Source organism: Streptosporangium sp. NPDC006007 (genome assembly GCF_040614315.1).
Taxonomy (GTDB): Bacteria; Actinomycetota; Actinomycetes; order Streptosporangiales; family Streptosporangiaceae; genus Streptosporangium.
Genome location: NZ_JBEXUG010000007.1, coordinates 13000 through 33033 on the forward strand (window position 1 = coordinate 13000; position 20034 = coordinate 33033).

Annotated in this window: 15 protein-coding genes and 1 pseudogene; 12 read left to right on the forward strand and 4 right to left on the reverse strand. The window is 67.7% G+C overall.

The genetic code is table 11. The features are described from left to right. Positions 1-15: 15 nt before the first annotated feature. Together ABZ194_RS07830 and ABZ194_RS07835 are read right to left on the reverse strand one after the other, a co-directional pair. Positions 16-1278 carry a nucleotide sugar dehydrogenase gene (locus tag ABZ194_RS07830; RefSeq protein WP_355593912.1) on the reverse strand — a complete coding sequence of 421 codons (1263 nt, stop codon included), beginning with the start codon at positions 1276-1278 and terminating at the stop codon, positions 16-18. A gap of 198 nt (positions 1279-1476) precedes the next feature. Next, the gene (locus tag ABZ194_RS07835) at positions 1477-3084 is read right to left on the reverse strand and encodes a glycosyltransferase family 4 protein (protein ID WP_355593547.1); all 1608 of its coding nucleotides are present in this window, start codon (positions 3082-3084) and stop codon (positions 1477-1479) included. A 119-nt stretch (positions 3085-3203) separates the two neighbouring features. Between ABZ194_RS07835 and wecB the strand changes: the two genes are divergently transcribed. The 9 genes from wecB (at position 3204) to ABZ194_RS07880 (ending at position 15041) form a co-directional block, all read left to right on the forward strand. Further along, positions 3204-4373, forward strand: coding sequence for a UDP-N-acetylglucosamine 2-epimerase (non-hydrolyzing) (gene wecB / locus ABZ194_RS07840; RefSeq protein ID WP_355593549.1), 1170 nt, complete (start codon positions 3204-3206; stop codon positions 4371-4373). 63 nt (positions 4374-4436) lie between these two features. Beyond that, entirely contained in the window at positions 4437-6494 is a 2058-nt protein-coding gene (locus ABZ194_RS07845) for a glycosyltransferase (RefSeq protein WP_355593551.1), read from the forward strand. A 724-nt stretch (positions 6495-7218) separates the two neighbouring features. Next, on the forward strand, positions 7219-8082 hold the full coding sequence (locus ABZ194_RS07850; RefSeq protein WP_355593553.1) for a transporter substrate-binding domain-containing protein: 864 nt from the start codon (positions 7219-7221) through the stop codon (positions 8080-8082). Then, positions 8082-9107, forward strand: a complete 1026-nt coding sequence (locus ABZ194_RS07855) for an amino acid ABC transporter permease (protein WP_355593555.1) — start codon at positions 8082-8084, stop codon at positions 9105-9107. Before ABZ194_RS07850 ends, ABZ194_RS07855 begins: the two co-directional genes overlap by 1 nt. A 4-nt stretch (positions 9108-9111) precedes the next feature. Next, positions 9112-9873, forward strand: a complete 762-nt coding sequence (locus ABZ194_RS07860; RefSeq protein ID WP_355593557.1) for an amino acid ABC transporter ATP-binding protein — start codon at positions 9112-9114, stop codon at positions 9871-9873. 87 nt (positions 9874-9960) lie between these two features. Beyond that, complete coding sequence (locus ABZ194_RS07865) at positions 9961-11028, forward strand: Glu/Leu/Phe/Val dehydrogenase dimerization domain-containing protein (protein ID WP_355593559.1); 1068 nt, start codon at positions 9961-9963, stop codon at positions 11026-11028. Beyond that, positions 11025-11873: an NmrA family NAD(P)-binding protein gene (locus ABZ194_RS07870; RefSeq protein ID WP_355593561.1), complete on the forward strand. Its 849-nt coding sequence runs from the start codon at positions 11025-11027 to the stop codon at positions 11871-11873. Before ABZ194_RS07865 ends, ABZ194_RS07870 begins: the two co-directional genes overlap by 4 nt. A 1-nt stretch (position 11874) precedes the next feature. Continuing rightward, positions 11875-13623: a thiamine pyrophosphate-binding protein gene (locus ABZ194_RS07875; protein WP_355593563.1), complete on the forward strand. Its 1749-nt coding sequence runs from the start codon at positions 11875-11877 to the stop codon at positions 13621-13623. After that, positions 13620-15041: an aldehyde dehydrogenase family protein gene (locus ABZ194_RS07880; protein WP_355593565.1), complete on the forward strand. Its 1422-nt coding sequence runs from the start codon at positions 13620-13622 to the stop codon at positions 15039-15041. Before ABZ194_RS07875 ends, ABZ194_RS07880 begins: the two co-directional genes overlap by 4 nt. Positions 15042-15278: 237 nt before the next feature. On the opposite strand, the gene ABZ194_RS07885 is transcribed toward ABZ194_RS07880, so the two are convergent. After that, entirely contained in the window at positions 15279-15998 is a 720-nt protein-coding gene (locus ABZ194_RS07885; protein WP_355593567.1) for a hypothetical protein, read from the reverse strand. Positions 15999-16006: 8 nt separating this feature from the next. Further along, the gene (locus ABZ194_RS07890) at positions 16007-16423 is read right to left on the reverse strand and encodes a hypothetical protein (protein WP_355593569.1); all 417 of its coding nucleotides are present in this window, start codon (positions 16421-16423) and stop codon (positions 16007-16009) included. Positions 16424-17386: 963 nt separating this feature from the next. On the opposite strand from ABZ194_RS07890, the pseudogene ABZ194_RS07895 reads away from it, so the two are divergent. From ABZ194_RS07895 to ABZ194_RS07905, 3 genes and pseudogenes are all read left to right on the forward strand, one after another. After that, positions 17387-18096, forward strand: a pseudogene (locus ABZ194_RS07895) (aldehyde dehydrogenase family protein); the annotation flags it as partial. Next, on the forward strand, positions 17983-18327 hold the full coding sequence (locus ABZ194_RS07900) for an aldehyde dehydrogenase family protein (RefSeq protein WP_355593571.1): 345 nt from the start codon (positions 17983-17985) through the stop codon (positions 18325-18327). The pseudogene ABZ194_RS07895 and the gene ABZ194_RS07900, both read left to right, overlap by 114 nt. A gap of 199 nt (positions 18328-18526) precedes the next feature. Further along, positions 18527-19867, forward strand: coding sequence for a Fic family protein (locus tag ABZ194_RS07905; protein ID WP_355593573.1), 1341 nt, complete (start codon positions 18527-18529; stop codon positions 19865-19867). Positions 19868-20034: the final 167 nt, after the last annotated feature.

Here is a 20034-nt window from a genome sequence, read left to right on the forward strand (position 1 = left end):
CGCAGCCCTTCGTCGCTAGAGCCGCTCGACGCGTTCACCCTCGGCGAGCACGCCTCGGGTGTCGAGCACGAGCTTGCCGTGGTCCTCGACGATCGACAGGTCGAAGGCGGCGTGCTGCTGCAACAGCAGCGTCACATCCGCCTCGGCGACCGCCTTCGCGAGGTCTTCCTCCCGCGGCACCGGGGTGCCGTCCACACTCCACTGCCTGACATAGGGGTCGGCGAAGACCAGGTCGGCGCCGAGGTCGAGCAGCGCCCGCGCGACCGGCACGGCCGGGGTCTCGCGCTCGTCGGCGATGTCGGGTTTGTAGGTGACGCCGAGCAGGAGCACCCGGGCGCCGTTGACGGCCTTGCGGTGCCGGTTGAGCAGCCGCTGGACGCGGGCCACCACGTAGGACGGCATCCGCTCGTTGATCTCCTGGGCCAGTTCCACGAACCGGAACGGGTAGCCCAGCTTGCGCACCGTGTAGGACAGGTAGGACGGGTCGACGGGGATGCAGTGGCCGCCGACGCCGGGACCCGGCAGGAACTTCTGGAAGCCGAACGGCTTGGTGGCCGCCGCCTCTATGGCCTCCCAGAGGTCGACCCCGAGCTCGTCGCAGAAGATCGCCATCTCGTTGACGAGGGCGATGTTGACGTGCCGGTAGGTGTTCTCCAGGAGTTTGGCCATCTCGGCCTCGCGGGTGCCGCTGACGGGGACGACCTGCTCGACGAACCGGGAGTAGAAGTCGACCGCGCGGTCCTTGCAGGCCGCCGTGTAGCCGCCGACGACCTTCGGGGTGTTGCGCATGCCGTATTTGGCGTTGCCCGGGTCGATGCGCTCGGGCGAGAAGGCGAGGTGGAAGTCGGTGCCCGCGACCAGACCCGAGGTCTCCAGGATCGGGCGGGCGATCTCGTCGGTGGTTCCCGGCCAGGTGGTGGACTCCAGGACCACCAGGGTGCCCGCGGACAGGTTCCTGGCGACCGTGGCGGTCGCGCCCTCCACGGCGGACAGGTCGGGGCGGTGGTCCTCGTCCAGCGGGGTCGGCACGCAGATGACGACGGTCCGGCTCGCGGCCAGCACCGACTCGTCCAGGGTGGCGCGGAATCCGCCGGTCAGCATGTGTTCGAGGTCGGCGTCGGTCAGGTCGTCGATGTAGGACCGGCCGGCGTTGAGCGCCTCCACCTTGCGGGAGTCGACCTCGAAGCCGATGACGCGCAGTCCGGCCGCCGCGGCCTCCTTGGCCAGGGGCATACCGACGTATCCAAGGCCGATGACAGCCAGGTCGTAGGTGCTCACACGGCCTCCTTCCCCGGGGTCGCCCGCGGTGGCGCCGTGGCCGTCGGCCGACTGGCCGCGCTCGCTCACCGGGTGACCTTGGGATGCCGGAAACAACACTTCATGGTCGCAAAGGCTATCTCAAGTCCGCACAAGCCACGTCTAATGCGATTGAACGTACGGCAAACTGTAAGTTGCCCCACCCCCTGCACAAGGTCATCAACCGGTAAGCGATTGGTAAAGGTCACGGTACGTTTCCGCGACGCGGCTCCACGTGCGCTTCGCCGCCACCTCGGCCCGGCCGGCCTCCCCCATCGCGGCCCTCCGCTCCGGATCGTCGCGGAGCCCGGCGAGTGCCCCGGCGAGCGCCTCCGGGTCGCCGGGAGGGACCAGAAGCCCGGCGCCGCCGGTGCCCACGAGCTCCGACAGGGCGGGCAGGTCGCTCAGCACGACCGGCTTGCCGAGCGCCATCGCCTCGACGGGTTTCAATGGGGTAACGAGCCGGCACACCCGCAGGTCCTCACGGGGGCAGACGAAGATGTCGATGGCCGACTGCGCCTGCAGCGCCTCGTCGGGGCCGACCCTGCCGGGCAGGATCACGACGTCCGCCAGGCCGAGCTCCTCGACCTGCTCCAGCAGCGCCGGCCGCTCGGCGCCGTCGCCGACGAGAAGGACCTTGATCGGGGCGCCCCCGTCCCGCAGCAGCGCGGCGGCGGCGATCATGGTGGCGAACCCCTCGTAGGCCACGATGCTCGACACCGACCCCATGATGATCTCGCCGGGCTCGATGCCGTAGGCGGAGCGGAACGCCGCCCCGTCGTACTCGGCGGTCAGCAGCGTGTCGTCCACCGCGTTGGGCGCGAGGAAGATCTTCTCCCTCGGCACGCCCCGGTCGGCGATCTCGGAGGCCATGGTCTCCGCCAGGGTGACCACGGCGTCGGCGGAGCGCATGATGAACGCCTCGCGGTCGCGCTGGAGCAGGTGCCGCTGACTGCCGACGCGCTTGGGATCGCGGGAGGCCCAGGTCTCCTCCAGGAAGCCGCGGACCTCGTAGACCATCGGCGTCCCGGTGCGCTCCCGCACGGCCAGCGCCACCGAGCCGTTGCGGTGGTCGGTCGCGGCGTGCAGCACCCTCGGCCGGAGGGTCCTGACCAGCTCGGTCACCTCACCGGCCCCCCGGATCATCCGGCCGTGGCTCTCGAACGGCACCTCTCCGCCGCTCGGGATCAGCCGGTGGTAGGGGGTTTTGTCGATCTCCTCGTACGGCGTGGCGTCGGCGTGCCCCTGCATCATCGGCCAGCCCCAGCTGGTCACCACGTGCGGGTCCAGCCCGGCGGCCCGCTGCGCGGTGACGATCCGGTGGGTGCGCACGGTGTATCCGGCCTGCGTGTACGGCAGGGCGTTGGTCACGCAGTGCAGCACGCGGCCCTCGACCCGCTCGCCCACGATCACCTTGGCCTTGGGCGGGATCGGGCTCGGCTGGATGGCGGCCAGCTCACCGGCGTAGTAGGCGGCCCGGCGCTTGACGAAGGGATACCTGGTGTGCGCCTGGAGCACGGCGACGGCCTCGGTCATCCGGCCGGCGTCGAAGTGCTCCTTGGCCTCGTCCCACGGCCCCCTGATCAGGCGCATGCCGAACTTGCGGACGGCGATCCTGGCGCGGCGCGCCACAGGCCAGGCGAACCGGCCCACGACGGGGCGCATCCGCGGCGGCAGGGTCTCCGCGGCGGCCCGCGCCACCCGGACCGGATCGGACTTGACCTTGGTCGCCACAACCCGGGAGACGATCACCGGATGCTTGACGAATCCCTTGAGAAGTCCGCTCAACCCGGCACGGGCCGACTTCGCTGAAACCTTGGGGGAGTCTGGCGCGCTGGCATCGGATACCACGCGGTGACCGTACCATAGGCAACGTTTGCCACACTCCCGCATGAAAGGCGAGGTCAATGAGGGACTACGCCCCCACGGCGACGACCCCGGGCCCCGAAAATCCCCTCGTCCTGCATGTGCTGGGCGCGCGACCCAACTTCGTGAAGGCGGCCCCGGTGGTGCACGGGCTCGCCGAGCTGGGGGTGCGGCAGGGCATCGTGCACACCGGTCAGCACTACGACACGCTGATGTCGGACGTCTTCTTCGCCGATCTCGGGCTGCCCGAGCCGGTCGCCAACCTGGGGGTCGGCTCCGGATCCCACGCCCGCCAGACCGCCGCCCTGCTCGTCGGGCTGGAGGACGTGGTGCTCGCGCACCGGCCCGCGCTGGTCGTCGTCTACGGCGACGTGAACTCGACGCTGGCCGCGATCCTGGTCTGCGCCAAGCTGCACGTCCCGACCGCGCACGTGGAGGCGGGCCTGCGCTCCTTCGACCGCGAGATGCCCGAGGAGGTCAACCGGGTCGTCACCGACGCGCTCTCCGACATCCTCTTCGCCACCTCGCCCGACGCGCTCTCCCACCTGGCCGACGAGGGTGTGGACCCGGCGCGCGTCCACCTCGTCGGCAACCCGATGATCGACAGTCTGTTCTCGGCGCTGGACCGGCTGGATCCGGCTCCGGTCCGCGCCCGGCTCGAACTTCCCGCCAGGTACGGCGTGGCCACCCTGCACCGTCCCGGCAACGTGGACGACCCCGCGTCGGCCAAGGAGCTGGTGGACGCGGTGCTGGAGGTGAGCCGGCGTCTGCCGATCGTGGTGCCGATCCACCCGAGGGGCCGCGAACGGCTGGCCCAGGCAGGGCTGGTGACCGGCGGGAACCTGCTCATCGTCGACCCGCTGGGCTATGTGGACTTCCTCTCGCTGGTCCGGGGCGCTGCCCTGGTCGTCACCGACTCCGGCGGCGTGCAGGAGGAGACGACCATGCTCGGCGTCCCCTGCCTGACCGTCCGGCCCAACACCGAGCGGCCGATCACCATCACCCACGGCACCAACCGCCTGGTCACCCCGGCGCTGCTGGCCGCCGCCGCCGACGACGCCCTGGCCTCGGGGGCTCGGACGCCCTCGGGGGAGCTGCCCCCGCTCTGGGACGGCCAGGCCGGCCCCCGGATCGCCCGGGTGATCGCGGCCTGGCTCCGGGGCGGCAACCTGTCCCCGGCGGGGCAGGCCGTACCGCCCAAATCCCTGTAAAACGGCCATTTCGCGACAGCGAACGTCGTACGCTGGCACGACCCCGGATAAAGGCGATCCCCCATGAGTGAGCAGACCCCCGAAGAGCCGAAATACCAGCGTCTCGGACCGATCAACTGGTTGCCCGAGGAGCGCAAGGTCATCGAGCGCTTCGAGGACCGGGTCCGGGATTTGGAGCGGCGGCTGGCCATCGCCGAGGCTCGCGCGCGGTACGCGCAGTGGAAGCTGGAGTCCACCAAGGTCCAGCGGCCCTACCGGGTGGCGGAGGCGCTGACCGAGGCCAAGGGGGCGGGGGTGGTACGGCTGCCGCGCCGGCTGCGGGCGGCGATGACGGCCCGCAAGGGCCCCAAGGCGCCCCCGCCGGTGGCCGAGGTCGTGGAGGAGCTGGACCGCCGGGGCCCCGCCGTGGACGTGCCGCAGGTGAAGTGGCCCACCGGGCCGATCGCCCGGCCCGACATGAAGGTCGCGGTCATCCTGGACGACTTCTCCCGGATGGCGTTCACCTACGAGTGGGACCAGATCGAGTTCGGGCTGCGCGACTGGCCGGAGATCTTCGCCGAGCGCAGGCCGGAGCTGCTGTTCGCCGAGTCCGCCTGGCACGGCAACCAGGGCCGCTGGCGCTACCAGATGACCGGGTCCAACGCCCCGAAACCGGAGCTGCGCGCCCTGATCGACTGGTGCCGGTCCGAGGGGATCCCCACGGTCTTCTGGAACAAGGAGGACCCGCCGAACTTCGACTTCTTCATCGACACGGCCAAGCTGTTCGACCACGTCTTCACCTGCGACGGCGACATGGTGTCCCGCTATCGGGAGGTGCTCGGGCACGACCGGGTCGACGTGCTGCAGTTCGCCGCCCAGCCCCGGGTGCACAACCCCATCCAGGAGCGGCAGGGCCGGCTGCACGACGTGGTCTTCGCCGGGATGTACTTCCGGGACAAGCACCCCGAGCGCCGCGAGCAGATGGAGACCGTCCTGGCCCCCATCCGCGAGCTGGGCCTGCACATCTTCGCCCGCAACGGCACCGTGGACGAGAAGTACGCCTGGCCGCCGGAGTACGTCCCGCACATCGCGGGCGAGCTGCCCTACGACCGGATGCTGGCCGCGTACAAGATGTACAAGGTCTTCCTGAACGTGAACTCGGTGCTGGACTCGCCGACCATGTGCGCCCGCCGCGTCTTCGAGCTGTCGGCCTGCTCGACGTCGGTCGTCTCCGGCTGGTCCCGGGCCATCGAGGAGACCTTCGGAACGCTCATCCCGATCGCCCGCGACCAGCTGGAGTCCTACAACCAGGTCCTGCACCTGATCAACAGCCCCGAGCTGCGCGCCCGCCAGGGCCACCTGGCCATGCGCGAGGTCTTCGACAAGCACCTGTTCACCCACCGGGTGGACCAGATCCTCCAGATGCTGGGCAGGCCCGTCGCACCGAGGTCCCGGTCCGTCTCGGTGGTGCTGCCGACCAACCGGTCCGCGCAGATCGAGCACGCGATCTCCTCGGTCGCCAGGCAGATCCACCGGCCGATCCAGCTCGTCATGGTCCTGCACGGCCTCGACATCGACCCGATCGTGGTCGCCGACAAGGCCCGGGTCGCCGGGATCTCCGACGTCGTGGTGCTCCCCGCCGACCCGTCGCTCTCGCTGGGCGCCTGCATGAACATGGGCATCGCGGCGGCCGAGGGCGAGCTGATCGCCAAAATGGACGACGACAACCTCTACGGCGAGCACTACCTGTCCGACCTGGTCCGCGCCTTCGACTACTCCGACGCCGAACTGGTCGGCAAGGGCGCGCACTACGCCTACTTCGAGGGCAGCAACACCACGATGCTGCGCCTGCCGGGGCTGGAGCACCGCTACAGCTGGCTGGTGCAGGGGGGCACGTTCCTCGGCAAGGCCGGGATGTTCCGTCACTACGGCTTCGAGGACGTCACCCGCGGCGAGGACACCCGGCTGGTCCGGCGGCTGAAGGAGGACCAGGTGAAGATCTACTCCACCGACCGGTTCAACTTCGTCTACTGGCGCAGCGGTGACGCCGCCATGCACACCTGGCAGGCGGACGACATCAAGCTCACCCGCAACGCCCAGTTCTCCTTCGTGGGGTATCCCACCGCGCACGTGATGATCTGACCTTCTCCGTCCCGTCCCCTCCCCCATCGCGCTGCGGTGGACGGAGGTCCGGCCGGCCGTCGCCGGTCGCGCTCCGGTGGGGTCGGACCTCCGGTCCGGCGGGCGCGGTGGTCCCTGTCCTTTTATACGCCGGCCGGACCTCCGTCCCCCTCCGCGCCGTGCTGCGGGCCGTACGGTGTACGCGCCGTAGCCGCTCTCGCTCCGGCCGCCCAGTGAACGCCTGGAGGCTGAAGCAATCCGTTGACGGCCCGCTCGAAGGTACCGCCGTAGCTGAAGCCTCTCCCTGGGAAAGGAGCGCAGGGGCGCTCGCCGTAGCGGGAACGTGCCAGGGAAAAAGAGCGCGGGGCGCTCGCCGTGGCCGGGACGTGGTGCGGGAAAGGGGTGCGGGGGTGCTCGGCGGAGGGGGCGGGCGGTGCCGTTTGCCTGGTGGAGGACGGTGTCCGGGGCGTCTGCCGCATGGGCGGGGAGCGCCGGCGGGGCTGGATCATTCATTACTTCAAATGGCTATAAGGCCTTTGATGGAATGTTCTTGACTTGCCGCGCGCTCATCCGTATCGTCTGACTCCAACAAGGGAGCCCCAAAACCCCTCCCTAGCTGGACCTCCTTCCCTCTTCCTTCCTCGTTCGCCCGCGAATTACGCGTGCGCACCCCCGCGGCCCGGCGCTCCGCAGCGCGGCCGCCAGAGAAACGACTCTCCAGTACTCGTCTGTCGAGGAGCCCCCTATGAACCTCAAGCCACCCGGATTGCTCCTGGCCGGCATCGCGCTCGTCGTTCTCACCGGCTGTTCGTCGTCAACCACGAACACCGAGTCCGACGGTTCCGCCGAGGCGTCGGCCTTCACCCCCGTCACGGCCGGCACGCTCACGGTGGCCACGGTCTTCCCGGCTCCCGGGGTCATGGAGGGAGACACGCCCCAGACCCTCAAGGGGGGCGTCGACTGGGCCCTGGCCAACCAGCTCGCCAAGGAGCTCGGCATGGGCAAGGTCGAGTTCGTGAACACGAACTTCGCCGCGCTGATGTCCGGGCAGGTCACCAAGTACGACATCGCGGTGGCGAACATCATCACCCTGGAGAAGCGCAAGAGTGTGAACGACTACACCGACTGCTACTACTCCCCGGTGAACGCGGCCCTGGTCCGCGACGGCAAGAAGCTGGAGACCATCGAGGACGCCAAGGCACTCAAGTGGGGGCTGCTCACCGGCTCGGTGAACGAGTCGTTCATGCTGAACAGCATCAAGCCCGCCGAGGACCCCCGTAGCTACACCTCGCCGGTGGCGCTGACCGCGGGACTCCAGGACGGGGCGATCGACGCCGAGTACATCAGCCTGCAGCGGGTCTCCGCCGACGCGCTGACCGAGCCGCTCAAGGGCAAGAGCAAGATCGTCCTGCTGAACCCGGAGAACGCCAAGAGCCTCGGCCTGTGCAGCGCCGTACAGCTGCCCAAGGGCTCCAAGAACACGCCGTTCGTGAACACCGCCCTCAACAAGATCGTTGACTCGGGTGCCATCGACACGTGGGTCGGCCAGTACGTGACCCCGCTCTACAACGGGCTCGATCTCAAGACGCTGCCCTCCATCACCTTCTGATGAGCCCTGTGGAGGAGCAGAGCGACATGACGCTCACCGAACGGTCGACACGCAACCCCGCGGGCGCCGAGGAGCGCCCGCGGCTCGCGGTCCGTGTCAAGCCGGCGCAGATGGTCGCGGCGATCGTCGCGGTGGTGGCCTTCCCGCCCCTCGGCCTCGTGGCGGCCTGGGGACTCGTGCGGGCCCACCGGCTCGGCAAGACCGACCCCTCGACGGCGATCAAGTTGCGCAACAAGGCGTCACGCCTGGTCACGCACACCTTCGGGATCGGCGCGACGATCTACGCCCTCCTTTTCGTCTACGCGCTTCTCGCGACGAACAACTACGCGGTCTCCCGGGCGTTCCTGGACCTTGAGGTCCTCAGGGACACCCTGCCGATGGTCCTGGAGGGGTTCGTCCTCAACATCCAGCTCTTCCTGACCGCGGAGGTCTTCATCCTCCTCTTCGGGACGTTGCTGGCGATCCTGCGTACCCTGCCGGGACGGCCCGCCGCCCTCATCCGCTGGCTGACGGCGGCCTACATCGACGTGTTCCGCGGGCTGCCGTCCATCGTGGTCATCCTGATCGTGGTCTACGGCCTGAAGCGGACCAACCTGCCCCTGCTCAACGACCTGTCCGACTTCTGGTACGTGGTCATCGCGCTGACCCTGCACTACAGCGCCTACACCGCCGAGGTGATCAAGGGCGGGACCGAGGGCATCCACTGGAGCCAGACCGCGGCGTCCCGTTCGCTCGGCCTGTCCCACGGGCAGACGATGCGGTTCGTCATCCTCCCCCAGGCGATGCGCAACATGTTCGCCCCGCTGCTGAACTACTTCATCGGCCTGCAGAAGGACACGTCCTTGGTCACCGTCATCGGCCTTCTCGACGCCGTCAACCAGGCGAACATCCAGGCCATCAACCAGTCGAGCCTGAGCGCCTTCACCGGCGCGGCGCTCTGCTTCCTCGCGATCACGATTCCGCTGACGCGGCTGGCCGACTATCTCAGCACCCGGCGCCGCCGCCGGGAACTGGCGCGGGGGTGACCTGATGGCGTACGTGGAGATCCGCGACCTGTACAAGTCCTACGGCGGCACCCCCGTGCTGTCCGGCCTGTCGCTCGACATCGACGAGCACGAGGTCGTCTGCCTGATCGGGCCCTCCGGCTGCGGGAAGTCGACCCTGCTCCGCTGCCTCAACGCCCTGGAGCCGATCGACGGCGGCCACATCCTCGTCGAGGGCCAGGACATCTGGGCCGACGACGGCGACGCCGACCAGCTCCGCATGCGGGTGGGCATCGTCTTCCAGCAGTACAACCTGTTCCCGCACATGAACGTGCTGGACAACATCACCCTCGCGCCCCGGCGGGTGCTCGGGATGCGCCGCCGCGAGGCCGAGAACGTCGCCAGGGAACTGCTCGCCAGAGTCCGCCTGGAGGACAAGGCCACCGAACACCCCGACCGGCTCTCCGGCGGCCAGCAGCAGCGCATCGCCATCGCCCGCGCGCTGGCGATGCAGCCTCGCGTGCTGCTCCTGGACGAGGTGACCTCGGCACTCGACCCCGAGATCGTCGGCGAGGTGCTCGAACTCATCGGCGAACTCGCGGCGGACGGCATGACGCTCGCCCTCGCGACGCACGAGATGAGCTTCGCGCGCGAGGTCGCCGACCGGATCGTCTTCCTCTCCGAGGGGAACATCGTCGAGCAGGGCGCTCCCGAGCGAATCCTCTCCGCCCCCGAGGACGAGCGGACCAGGCAGTTCCTGCGCCGGGTCCTCACCGCCAGGCCGGGTGTCGTACCGGCCGGCCCGTAGGCGGGCGGCCGGGCGCCGCACACCACCGCAGACCAAGGTAAGAACGCGATAGCCGGTCGCGCACGCGGCCGGTGGGAGGTCGTCCCCGTGAAAGAGATATCCACTGACGCGCTGGAACGGGCCCTGGGCTCGTCGGAGGAGACCATCGTCTTCTCCGACAGGGCATCCGGTCTGCGCGGGGTCCTGTCGATCGACTCCACGAGATACGGGCGATCCCTCGGCGGTACCCGGATGCAGAACTATCCCTCCATCGGCGCGGCGATCATGGACATGACGGAGTTCTCCCGTGCCGTGAGCCTGAAGAGCGCCCTGTCCGGGGCCCGGTGCGGCGGAGGCAAGGGCGCGATCATCGGCGACCCCGCCACCGTCAAGAGCAAGGAACTGCTGCACGCCTTCGGCAGGTTCGTCCAGTCGCTCAACGGCCGCTACATCCTCACCCCCGACTGGGGGATGAGCTCGGCCGACCTGGTGGTGGTGGCCGAGGAGTGCGAGTTCGTTACCGGCCTCCCGGCCGACCGGGGCGGCGCGGGAAGCCCCGAGCCGCTGGTCGCGTACGGCGTGCTTGAGGGCCTGCGCGGCGCCTTCGAGGCGGTCGCGGGCAGCGGCGACCTGACCGGCGTGCGCGTCGGCGTCGAGGGCCTGGCCATGTCGGGCCCCCACCTGATCGAACTGCTGGTGCGGGAGGGCGCGGTCGTCACCGCGATGGACCCGTCCGAGGCGTTGCGCCAGGAGATCACCCGGCGGTTCCCCGAGGTCGGCGTGGTCGACTCCCTCGCCCGGCTCCAGGAGACCGAGCTGGACGCCTACTGCCCGTGCGCCGGTTCCGGCACGCTGACCGAGGGGTTCGCCGCCACCGCCCGCACCCGGGTGGTCTGCGGCGCGGCCAACGGCCAGCTCGCCGACCCCGGCGTGGAGGCGGCGTTCGGCGAACGCGGCATCGCCTACGTGCCGGAGTTCGCGGCCAACGGCGGCGGGGTGGTCCACTGCCTGGAGGAACGGCTGGGATTCGACGTCGACCGGGCCCGCGCCGCCGTGGCGACGTGCCGGGACACCGTGAAGACGATCCTCCGCACGGCGGCGGAGGAGGGACGGTCCGCGACCGAGGTCGCGGTGGATCTGGCGGAACGGCGAATGAAGGACGAGGCGGGGGCATGACCACTCTGATCACCGGAGCGACCGGCAAGGTGGGACGGCACGTCGTGGCGGGGCTGACCGAGACCGGGGAGCCGTTCCGCGCCGCGTGCCGCAACCCCTCCGGCGTCGCCGCCGACACCGTCGCCTTCGACTGGCTGGACAGCCGCACATGGCGGGCGGCCCTGGACGGCGTCACCAGGATGTGGATCGTTCCTCAGGCCAAGGGCCGATACGACGTGTCGGCGGAGGTCGTCGACTTTCTCAAGCTCGCGGCCGACAAGGGCTCCATCGAGCGGATCGGCCTGCTGTCGGTGAAGAACGCCGAGCAGCTCAACGCCGACCTCCCCGCGCTGCGCCTCGAGCACGCGCTGGACCGGCTCGGGTTCACCTGGTTCTCGCTCCGGCCCGGCTGGTTCTTCCAGAACTTCACCGTGGGCATGTTCGCCCGCTCGATCGTGAAGGAGGGCGAGATCTGGGCGCCCGGCGGCGACGGCCGGATCGGGTTCATCGACGCCAGGGACATCGCCGCCTGCGTGACACGGACCATCTCCGGCCCGCCGCCGGCCCGCCGTTCCTACACGCTGACCGGCGGGGAGTCCCTCACCTTCACCGAGGTGGCGGAGACGCTGTCGCGGGCCGGCAGAGGGCCCATCCGCTACGTCGACGTCTCCGAGGAGGTCATGTCGGAGTATCTCAGCGGGCTCGGCCTGCCCCCGGCGCACGTCTCGGCCCTGCTGAACCACTTCGAGAGGATCAAGGCGGACGTGGCCGGGGAACTGACCGGCGACGTCGAGGAACTCCTCGGCCGCCCCCCGATCAGCCTGGCCGCCTTCGCGGCCGACGAGTTCGCGCCGAGGAACGCCTGACATGGCCGAACGCACCGGCGGACAGGTTCTCGTCGAGGCACTGGCCGCGCACGGCGTCGACACGGTCTTCGGCATCCCGGGCACGCACAACCTGGCGATCTACGCGGCGCTGGCCGAGACCGGCCTCCGGCACATCCTGCTCCGGCACGAACAGGGCGTCGGCTTCGCGGCCGACGGCTACGCCCGCGTCGCCGGACGGCCGGGCGTCTGCGTGACCACGACCGGGCCCGGACTGCTCAACGCGGCCACCGCCCTCGCCCAGGCGTACTCCGACTCCGTCCCCGTGCTGGTCGTCTCACCGGGCATGCCGACCGGGCACCCCGCCACGGGAAACGGCGAGCTGCACGAGATGAGGAACCAGTCGGCGGCCCTGAACTCGATCGTCGCCCACAGCCACCGGGTCGAGAGCATCGCCGAGATCCCCGTCGCCGTCGCCCGCGCCTTCGCCACGATGTGCTCGGGACGGCCCCGCCCGGTACACATCGAGATCCCGTTCGACCTGCTGGACGCGAGCGGCGACCCACCGGCCCGCGCGCCGGTCGCGGTCCGCCCCCTGACCCCGCCCGCCGCCGAACTGGACCGCGCCGCCGACCTGCTGCGGAGCGCGCGGGCCCCGGGCATCCTGGCCGGCGGCGGGGTGCGCCCGGACGCGGCCCCGGCGCTCCGCGCGGTGGCCGAACGGCTGGGCGCCCCCGTCGTCACCTCCATGAACGGCAAGGGCGTGCTGTCCGACGACCATCCGCTGGCCCTCGGCGCCGGCCTGGCCGCCGCGCCGGTCAAGGACTTCCTCGCCTCCTGCGACCTGCTACTCGCCGTCGGGACCGAGCTGGCCCCCTCCGACATGTGGTACGGCGGCGTGCCCGGGGACGTCCCGCTGGTCCGGATCGACGTCGACCCCGTGCAGGTCGTCACCAACGGCCGGCCGGCGGTGGCCGTACTCGGCGACGCGGGCGAGGCGCTGACCGGGCTGCTCGACCGGCTTGGCCCCCCTGAGAACACCCGAAACACCCGAAACACCGGGGACACCGGGGACACCGGGGCCAGGAACACCGGAGTCGGGGATGCCGGGGCCGGGGACACCGTGAGTTCCGTCGGCGGGGCCCTGGAGGACGGCCCGGGTGACACCGGCGACGCGCGGGACGGCCACCGCAGGGCTGCCCACTGGCGCGACCTGCTGCGGGCGGACGCCCGCACGCGCGGCGGCCCCTGGCTCTGGATCGTCGAGGCGCTGGAGAGCGCCCTGGGCCGGAACGGCGTGCTCGCCGGTGACAGCACGATGGCCTGCTACTACGGGGCGCTCGGCAACCTGCGGAGCCACACCCCGCGCGGCTACCTCTACCCGACGGGGTTCGGCACCCTCGGCTACGGGCTGCCCGCCGGCATCGGAGCCGTGATCGCGGCGCCGGACCGGCCCGTGGTGGTGCTGGAGGGCGACGGCGGGTTCATGTTCACCGCGACCGAACTCGCCGCCGCCTCGGCGCTCGGCCTGCCGCTCCCGGTGATCGTGGTGGAGAACGGCGGGTACGGCGAGATCCGCCGCCAGATGAAGGTCCGCGGCGACCGGGTGCAGGCCGTGGACCTGCCCCCCGTCGACCTGCTCGGACTGGCCGGGAGCATGGGCTGCCACGCGCACGCCGTACCGGAGGTGTCCGTGCCCGAACTGACCCGGCTGCTGGGCGAGGCCCTCAAGGCGGACCGCCCGACAGTGATCGTGGTCCCGGAGGCCGAGGCCGCGGAGGAGACTCGATGAGCGGATCGTGGAAGCGGAGCGAGCACTTCATCGACGGCGACTGGTACACCCCGGCCGCCGGTGAACTGCTCGCGATCGAGAACCCCGCCACCGGGGAGTCGATCGGCACGGCGGCGAGAGGCGGCCGGGAGGAGGTCGACCTCGCGGTCGAGGCGGCCACCCGCGCCTGGCCCGGCTGGTCGGCGACCTCCCCCGCGCAGCGGGCGGAGGCTTTGGGCGCGCTGCGCGACGCCCTGGGCGCGCGGAGCAAGGAGCTGGTCGACCTCACGGTGGCCGAGCTCGGGGTTCCGGTCACCTTCGCCGAGAACGTGCACGTGCCCCTGGCCCTCGGCGACCTGGACGCCTTCACCCGGGACGTACGCGACTTCCCGTTCGAGGAGCGGATCGGCAACTCCCTGGTGCTCAAGGAGTCCGCCGGGGTCGCCGGATGCGTCACCCCGTGGAACTATCCGCTCCACCAGATGGCCGCCAAGGTGGGCGCCGCGCTCGCGGCCGGCTGCACGGTGGTCCTCAAGCCCGCCGAGCTCACCCCGCTGGCCGCCTACGCCCTCGCCGAGGCCGCGTGTGACGCGGGGCTGCCGCCCGGCGTGTTCAACGTGGTGTTCGGCAGCGGGCGCGTCGTCGGGGACGCGCTGACCCGGAGCCCGGGTGTCGACGTGGTCTCCTTCACCGGGTCGACCGCGGTGGGCACCTCGGTGGCCGAGGTCGCGGCCGGAGACGTACGGCGGTGCCTGCTGGAACTCGGCGGCAAGTCCGCCTCGGTGGCGCTCCCCGACGCCGACTTCGAGGCGGCGACCAGATGGACCGTCCGCTCGGCCACGGTGAACAGCGGCCAGACGTGCAGCGCCTGCACCCGGCTGATCGTGCCCCGGTCGAACCACGCCGACGTGGTCGCCTACGCCGGTGAGCTGGCCGCCGGACTCCGCGTCGGCGACCCGCTGGACGCCACCACCGACCTCGGGCCCGTCGTCTCCGCCCGCCAGCGAGAGACCATCCTCGGATTCGTCGAACGGGCCGTCGCGAACGGCGCCCGGGTGGAACCGGCCGGGACCGGCGATCTGCCGGACCGCGGCCACTACGTCCGGCCGGCCGTGGTCTCGGGCACCCACCCCTTCTCCGAGATCGCCCAGGAGGAGGTCTTCGGCCCGGTGCTCGTCGTGCTCGCCTACGACGACGAGGACGAGGCCGCCGCCATCGCGAACTCCACCAGGTACGGCCTGAGCGGCGCCGTGTGGTCCGCCGACGCGGGCCGCGCCACGACGTTCGCCAGACGGTTGCGGACCGGCCAGGTCGACGTCAACGGAGGCCAATGGAACTTCTCCGCCCCGTTCGGCGGCTACAAGCAGTCCGGCACCGGCCGCGAACTCGGCCCACACGGCATCGCCGACTTCTGCGAGATCAAATCCATCCAGCTCTAGGGTGGCGAACGCCCGCCTCCCGCACGGAGAAGGGATCCCGCGAAACGATCTACCAGCCTGTCCTCCTCAAGCTCGAAGAGCCCATATAGGCCGGCACCGACACCCCGACGCCGGGGCACAGCACGGAAGCGAGCAGGGGCTTTCACACGGCTACGATGTGAAAGCCCCTGCTACTCGCCGCACTACGTGGTAAATGATCACATGGTTCTTGGGGGTCGGTACAGGGAAGCGCACTGATCAACCGGCCAAGGGCCTGCGCCGGGATTCACGTTCGAAGTCCTGGACGGCCTGCGTGACGAAACGTCTGCCGACGACTTCTGAAGGTTCACGCCGGCCGACGGCGTCGAGAACCAGCCCTTTATAGCTCCATCGCCGCTGGTCTTCACCGACTTTGCAGTGCATGGAAACTTCGAGCCATATGCCTGCGGAGTCTTCGGTGAATTCCGGCTTCAGAGTGCGCCACGGATCCTTGCAGATGGATTCGAACAGCGACCGCCATGTGGCGAGATATATACCCTTGATGTAGTCGGAATTCCTTGCGCGAAGGCTCTGTGGGTCGACATCTTTGACATGCGGCCCCCCTGGCCAGGCTTCTACGGAACCGGGCGGCTCCTCCTTCACACCGTCCAGATCCTTTGCCGTGGGCCAGGACTCTGGTGGAGGCCAAGGCCGGGTGGCCAGGAGTTCGGTCAGATGAGTCGTGAAAATCGAGGCGTCGTCGCTTCCGCGATCCAGGACGTCGGAACCTTCTGCGCCTGTTCGCTCAACGACATGGCTACGGAATGTCCACGGCCTCTCCACTCCTGGCAAGGACACGGTCGCGGACGCCCACACACCGCCCTCTTCCTCCGAAACAAAGAGGTCTAATAGAGACGCATCGTATTCCTGTAGTTCTTCGCCCAGTTGTCTTCGTGAGACTGAGCAGAACTCTTCGATATATCGCTCGAACTGGTTCATAAATCACTTTAGGGGTAGAAGGCGGTGATGATTCCCTTGGGGCGGCCGTCGGGCATGCCGTTCGCGCTCTCCACATAGACGACCCTCATTTTTCCGAACCCCCCGTGAAAATCGGGGGAAGTAAGGTTGCAGGTGGTCTTTCCAGCCGAGGCGCCACACTTCCCGCCGTTCAGGGTGTGAGAGATGTCTAGAGCCATGTTATCCCATCCGCCCACCCTGTTGATCTGCGCTTTGTGGCCCTCCTCGATGTGCTTCTTGCCGTACGATGAGTTTCCATATCGGAGCGGAATATCCCCTCCTTCGTAAAAAGTCATGAATACGTCCGTGGCAGGACGTTCGCCGGCAGATGCCGCTCCGGTCCCGGCCGCTGCAATGCAGATCGCGACGGCAGTCGAGATTTTTAAGATCAGCCTACTTGCTGTCATGTTGGTTACGTATCCTATTCGGCTACTTTTATATGTAGGAGATGGCCGTCGCCACCCCTTCCGGAAGGGAGGCGGCGGTATGCACCGAGCGGACCGATCCTGTGACGACACTTGTCGAGTTTCCAACTTACGCGACATGCTCATAGAGATAGACGTCTACCATGTCTCCTGGGTGCGTCCATTTGAATTTTATTCGCAGACCTTTTGTGCATACGCTGTCGCTATATTCCCATATCCCGCCGGGGAAGTGTGCCTTGACCGCGACACATTCGCCGTCGTCGTAATTGTCCTGGACCCAGCCGTCAACTGTGATGTTTCCGTTCTTGCAAGCTAGCGCCCAGTGAGCCTGTCCCGCTCCCGGGAGAATGGGGTCGAACGTTTGGCCGCAGCCCCCAAAAGAGGCAACCCGAATGTTGTTAGGTGTCGACGGCTGAGGTTCGATTGTTACAGCGGGGGCATCGGGCATCTGCGAGTCGGCAGATGCAATGCCTGTCGGTAACACCGAAAAGCCGGCTGCAGTGACGGCAGCCAAAAGGAGGATCTTATCCGTTTTCATTCGCGCCCCCCATGACACTTGATGGGTTTATCGGAATTTTCCAACAAGATAAATTGTGTCACCTCGCTGCGAAAAATCAAGATTGACAAGAATGATGTGATCTACATCACACGATAATCCAAATACACTTTGCATACAGTAAGTGACATTCCGCAGTGACATCATCTTGCAATTCTTGATTTATTTTTCAAATAAATCAACCCTCGACAGACAGTCTTTGTCTTTTGCCGCATGATTAGGGTGTCCTTTTTGGACATAGGGCATCTTCCCTATTTGCCAGGCTGCTGCAGTACACCTCCGGTCCGGCGAACTACACAAGCCCCTCTCGTTATCCTGGATGCCACTGGCAACCGTCTCGCCGATGTGAGAACGGCCTGACCACCGCAGAACACGCCCGGCGAGAGCAGCTGAGGTTCGCAGCCGCTGAACTGTTCGCACAAGGAGTAGCGGCGCCGGAGATGGCGCGGCGGTTTCGGGTAAGCCGCGTGTCGGCCAATCACTGGTACCGCTCCTGGCAGGCCGGTGGACCGGAGGCACCGGCCTCCAAGGGGCCGGGTGGGGAGAAATGCCGGCTGAATGAGCAGCGGCTGGAGCGGCTGCGGGCCGAGGAGTCCCACGAAACGATCTACAAGCCTGGCACCAACCAGCAGCAACCGGCAGTAGGCGCTGTCGGCCGGCCTATCGAGCGCGGAGCCGGCGTACCAGCCATCGCAGCGACGACAAGCCAAGGCCTTTTCATCATGGTGACGATGTTCGGGTCGGCTTCGGGACCGGCGAAGCACACCGCCGCCAGCAGAAACCCCGCGTGCGCCGACAACTGGCTGTCGATGTGGACCGGGTCGACCGCGGTGGGCACCTCGGTGGCCGAGGTCGCGGCCGGAGACGTACGGCGGTGCCTGCTGGAACTCGGCGGCAAGTCCGCCTCGGTGGCGCTCCCCGACGCCGACTTCGAGGCGGCGACCAGATGGACCGTCCGCTCCGCCACGGTGAACAGCGGCCAGACGTGCAGCGCCTGCACCCGGCTGATCGTGCCCCGGTCGAACCACGCCGACGTGGTGGCCCACGCCGGCGAACTGGCCGCCGGACTCCGCGTCGGCGACCCGCTGGACACCGCCACCGACCTCGGACCCGTCGTCTCCGCCCGCCAGCGAGAGACCATCCTCGGATTCGTCGAACGGGCCGCGCCACGACGTTCGCCAGACGGTTGCGGACCGGCCAGGTCGACGTCAACGGAGCCCAATGGAACTTCTCCGCCCCGTTCGGCGGCTACAAGCAGTCCGGGACGGGCCGCGAACTCGGCCCACACGGCATCGCCGACTTCTGCGAGATCAAATCCATCCAGCTCTAGGGTGGCGAACGCCCGCCTCCCGCACGGAGAAGAGATCCCGCGAAACGATCTACCAGCCTGGCACCAACTAGCAGCAACTGGCAGCAGCCCCACCTCTTCACGGCGGACTACCCGAAGATCACGCGGCTCTGGCCCAGCGCGCGCTTCATCCGACCTCCAACTACCAGTCCAGCTAGCATTGGCAGTTGGAGGTCACGTCATGAAGATGCCCACGCCGCCCCCGCCGGTCGACAAAATCCTCGCGGGGCTACAAAAAGATCCGCACAGGATGATACAGATATTCACCACCTATGCCTCAAACATAGGCGCACAACCCTATTATCCATGGGATAAACTACGCCGCCTCACCCCACCGGAAGGTTTGACGCACCACGAATGGTGGGCCGCGATAAAGGTATCTCGAATTGGAATGCAGCGCAGGCTTCCGCTGGTCGACAAGCGGGAGATTTCATTCACCTACGCGGTGACCGATGAAATTCTCAAGGGCATCGAGGAGGTGAACCGGAACGCCAGCGGCCAAATAAGCATCAGCGAGCAGGTCACCAACCCTTCGACCCGAGACCGGCACATCGTCAATTCACTAATGGAAGAGGCCATCACATCGAGCCAACTCGAAGGGGCTACGACGACCCGAAGAGACGCGAAAGAAATGATCAGGACCGGACGCAAGCCGAGAACCCGCGGCGAGCAGATGATCCTGAACAACTATCGCGCGATGCAGCGAATACGTGAAGTTCAGTCACAACCCCTAACAATAGATCTCATTCTGGAGATACATTGGATCCTCACCGAGAACGCCATAGACAATCCGGACGCCTCGGGCAGGTTTCAACGCCCCGATGAAGAAAGAATCGGCGTATACAGCGAACAGACCGACGAGCTGCTTCACGAACCACCTTCGGCCGAACAGCTACCTCAAAGAGTTCAGCGGCTGTGCGACTTTGCCAACGGCATACTGGACGACACCTACGTTCCATCGGTACTACGCGCCCTCATCGTGCACTTCATGCTCGCATATGAGCACCCGTTCGAAGACGGCAACGGCAGAACCGCCAGGGCGCTCTTCTATTGGTCGATGCTCAACCAGGGATACTGGCTCGCAGAGTTCATATCCATATCCCGAATCATTAAAAACGCCCCGGCACAGTATGGGAGAAGCTTCCTGTACAGCGAGCAAGACGAAAACGATCTCACCTACTTCTTGACGCATCAGCTCTCCGTCACCCAAAGAGCGATCAACGATCTGCATGAATACCTAAAACGAAAGATATTCGAGCTTCGCGATCTTCAGCGATCTCTGGCGAGCATGCCGGGAGAGTTCAACCATCGCCAACTGGCGATCCTCGAAAACGCGATCAAGAATCCCGGCGCCCGATACACCGTCGTATCACACGGAACAAGCCATGATGTAGCACGAGAGACAGCACGAAAAGATCTCGTCCAACTACAGGAGCGCGGCCTTCTCATAAGAAGGAAAACCGGCAGAGAGTACGCCTGGACCCCACAGGTCGACTTAATCACAAAACTCGGAAGTCAATAATCATGCTCCGCCCGGATGTCGCGTATATGAAATCACGAGGCAAGCCAGACCGCCTGGGGCGCATGGCTGACGGATCCGCACTGTGCGGCCGCCCTAGATGCGCTTCTTACGTACGATGAGTTTCCATAGCGGAGCGGAACATCCCCTCCTTCATAAAAAGCCATGAT